Genomic DNA, 3,501 nt, shown 5'->3' with positions numbered 1-3,501 from the left:
GGCCGACGCCGATCCGGAGATTTTCGGGGCCATCCGCAACGAACTCGGCCGCCAGCGCCACGAGATCGAACTGATCGCCTCGGAAAACATTGTTTCCCGCGCCGTGCTTGAAGCGCAGGGCTCGATCATGACCAACAAATATGCCGAGGGCTATCCCGGCAAGCGCTATTATGGCGGCTGCCAGTTCGTCGACGTGGCCGAGGAACTGGCCATCGAGCGCGCCAAGAAGCTGTTCGGCTGCAACTTCGCCAACGTCCAGCCGAATTCCGGCAGCCAGATGAACCAGGCGGTGTTCCTGGCGCTTTTGCAGCCGGGCGACACGTTCATGGGCCTCGACCTCAATTCCGGCGGCCATCTGACCCACGGTTCGCCGGTCAACATGAGCGGCAAATGGTTCAAGGTCGTCTCCTATGGCGTGCGCCAGGACGACCATCTGCTCGACATGGATGCCATCGAGAAGACCGCGCATGAGACCAAGCCGAAGCTGATCCTGGCCGGCGGCACCGCCTATTCGCGCGTCTGGGACTGGAAGCGGTTTCGCGAGATCGCCGACGCGGTCGGCGCTTATCTGATGGTCGACATGGCGCACATCGCCGGCCTGGTCGCCGGCGGCGTGCATCCGTCGCCGCTGCCGCACGCCCATGTCGTGACCACCACGACGCACAAGTCGCTGCGCGGCCCGCGCGGCGGCATGATCCTGTGCAATGACGAGGACATCGCCAAGAAGATGAATTCGGCGGTGTTCCCCGGCCTGCAGGGCGGTCCGCTGATGCATGTCATCGCTGCCAAGGCTGTCGCTTTCGGCGAAGCGCTGAAGCCGAGTTTCAAGGTCTATGCCGAGAGCGTTGCCGCCAACGCCAAGGCGCTGGCCTCCAGCCTCAAGGAGACTGGTCTCGACATCGTCTCCGGCGGCACCGACAACCATCTCATGCTGGTGGACCTCAGGCCCAAGAACGCCACCGGCAAGCGCGCCGAGGCGGCGCTCGGCCGCGCCAACATCACCTGCAACAAGAACGGCATTCCGTTCGACCCGGAAAAGCCTTTCGTCACCTCGGGCGTGCGTCTCGGCACCCCGGCCGGCACCACGCGCGGCTTCGGCCAGGCCGAATTCCGCGAGATCGGCAAGCTGATCGCCGAAGTGCTGGACGGTCTCAAGGTTGCGAATTCCGACGAGGGCAATGCCGCTGTCGAAGCTGCGGTCAAGGCCAAGGTCGTGGCGCTGACCGATCGCTTCCCGCTCTATCCCTATCTCGGCTGACGCGATAGGAAGGCTTACCGCCTGCTGCAACGACAAGCGTCGTTTCAGCAGGCCGGGGCGACCGGCAGGAGCCTTGATGATGCGACCATTTCGTTTCGCCGACCTTGGTGCCGTTGGCGCTCTGGCCGCTTTGATCGCCGTGCCTTTCCCCGCCGCCTTGGCGAAAACCGCCTCTGCTCAACCAGCGCCTGCGCAACCCGCACCTCAGGCCGAGCCGGCGGCGCCCGCCCAGGTGGCACCCAAGCTCGAAACGTTCGGCAGATGGTCGACCCTGGTCGACGAGGTCGACACCGGTGAGGATCTGCGCAAGACCTGCGCTGCCTCGACCGCCTTTATCGGCGCGGGCGGCGTGCCCGGTACCTTGACGCTCGTCATCACGAACGGCGATGCACTGCCGCCGGATGCCTACCCCTCCATAACCATCGCCGTCGACAACAAGGGTCTGCCGGCCGGCAAGTCGATTGCCGCCACCATCGGCGACGACAAGGGCCGTGTCGCCGCCAAACTCCATTCCGATGGCGCCGTCAACGGCCGGCTCAGCTGGACCGTGGACAATCAGGCCAAGATCAGCCTGGCGCTCTTGCGCGCCATGCGCCGGGCATCGGTGCTTGATGTCTCCTTTGGCGACGCGCCTGTTGGAAGCATATCCATGGACGGCTTCACCAAGGCCTATCGCAGCCTCGGTGCATCGTGCGGATTCCCGACCGCCGACGTAGCTCCCTGAAGACATCGGTACGCGGTGCGGCTGCCTGGCGAGGCTGGCAATCCTGCTTGCGCCTCGCTATCTCTGAAGGGCGTGGGGCTGTTGGCGACACTTTGCCATCGCTGCAAAAACCTCTAAGCCTTTCGCTTCACCAGATTCGCCAACCAAAGGCTTCTCCATGCGCTGTCCCTATTGCCAGTCAGAAGATACGCAGGTGAAGGATTCGCGCCCCGCAGAGGATGGCGCGGCGATCCGCAGGCGGCGTGTCTGCCCCGATTGCGGCGGTCGCTTCACCACCTTCGAGCGCGTGCAGTTGCGCGACCTCGTCGTGGTCAAGAAATCGGGCCGCAAAGTGCCCTTCGACCGCGACAAGCTGCTGCGTTCGGTGGAGATCGCCGTGCGCAAGCGCAATGTCGATCCCGAGCGCATCGACCGCGCGGTGACCGGCATCGTGCGCCAGCTCGAAAGTTCCGGCGAGACGGAGGTTGCTTCGGGAGAAGTCGGCCGGCTGGTCATGGAAGCGCTGAAGTCGCTCGACGATGTCGCCTATGTCCGCTTTGCCTCGGTCTACCGCAATTTTCGCGAGGCCAAGGATTTCCATGAATTGCTGGGCGAGCTCAAGGGCGACGAAATCAAGGGTGAAGAGGAAGCCAGCTGAGCATGACTGCAAGCGAACAGGCCGCCCTTGATCGCCGCTTCATGGCGGCGGCACTCAGACTGTCGCGAAAAAATTCGGGGCGCACCGCGACCAACCCGTCCGTCGGCACGCTGATCGTACGCGATGACGGCAACGGTCCGATGATCGTCGGCACCGGCGTCACCGCTGTCGGCGGCCGCCCGCATGCCGAGACCGAGGCCCTGGCCGAGGCCGGCGAGCTCGCGCGCGGCGCCACCGCTTACGTCACGCTGGAGCCTTGCGCCCATCACGGCCGCACGCCGCCTTGCGCCAATGCGCTGGTCAATGCCGGTGTCGCGCGCGTCGTCGGTGCGGCCAGCGATCCCGATTCGCGCGTGTCCGGCAAGGGCTACGCGATCCTGCGTGCCGCCGGTGTCGAGGTGGTCGAGAAGGTGTTGGCCGAGCAAGCCTCCGAGCAGATGGCCGGCTATTTGATTCGTTCGTTGAGAAAACGCCCGGAAGTGATTCTCAAGCTTGCGCTTTCCAGCGACGGCAAGATCGGCAGGGAAGGCGGTGGGCAGGTGTCGATCACCGGAGATATCGCGCGCCGCGAAGTGTATCTGATGCGCGCCGAGGCGGATGGCATACTGGTTGGTATCGGCACGGCCCTTGAGGACGATCCGGCCCTGACGGTGCGTTTGCCGGGGCTGGAGAACCGTTCGCCTGCCCGCATCGTGCTCGACCGCCAGATCCGGTTGCCGGAGGCCTCGAAGCTGGTTTCGGGCGTCGACCGGGTGCCGCTCTATATCGCCGCCTGCCTGGAGGCCGATCCGCTGCGGCGCGCAGCACTCGAACGCGCCGGCGTCCGCTTCATCGGCACCGAGACCCATGAAGGCGGCGTCGCGCTGCCGGAACTGCTCGAGG

The 3,501-nt window shown here is 65.1% G+C and carries 4 protein-coding genes; all 4 read left to right on the top strand.

Features of this window, described 5'->3' with window-relative positions; all coding sequences use genetic code 11:
* Positions 1-19 precede the first annotated feature (19 nt).
* On the top strand, positions 20-1,258 hold the full coding sequence (gene glyA, locus EN984_RS27115; protein ID WP_245480126.1) for a serine hydroxymethyltransferase: 1,239 nt from the start codon (positions 20-22) through the stop codon (positions 1,256-1,258).
* Positions 1,259-1,334: 76 nt separating this feature from the next.
* Positions 1,335-1,982 carry a hypothetical protein gene (locus tag EN984_RS27110; protein ID WP_127271308.1) on the top strand — a complete coding sequence of 216 codons (648 nt, stop codon included), beginning with the start codon at positions 1,335-1,337 and terminating at the stop codon, positions 1,980-1,982.
* Positions 1,983-2,139: 157 nt separating this feature from the next.
* Complete coding sequence (gene nrdR, locus EN984_RS27105) at positions 2,140-2,619, top strand: transcriptional regulator NrdR (protein ID WP_023810227.1); 480 nt, start codon at positions 2,140-2,142, stop codon at positions 2,617-2,619.
* 2 nt (positions 2,620-2,621) lie between these two features.
* Positions 2,622-3,501: bifunctional diaminohydroxyphosphoribosylaminopyrimidine deaminase/5-amino-6-(5-phosphoribosylamino)uracil reductase RibD (gene ribD / locus EN984_RS27100; protein WP_127384085.1), on the top strand; the 880-nt coding region annotated here is incomplete at its 3' end.

The organism is Mesorhizobium sp. M7A.F.Ca.CA.004.12.1.1 (assembly GCF_003997835.1).
Classification (GTDB): Bacteria; Pseudomonadota; Alphaproteobacteria; order Rhizobiales; family Rhizobiaceae; genus Mesorhizobium.
This window is presented reverse-complemented; position numbering and strand designations above follow the sequence as displayed.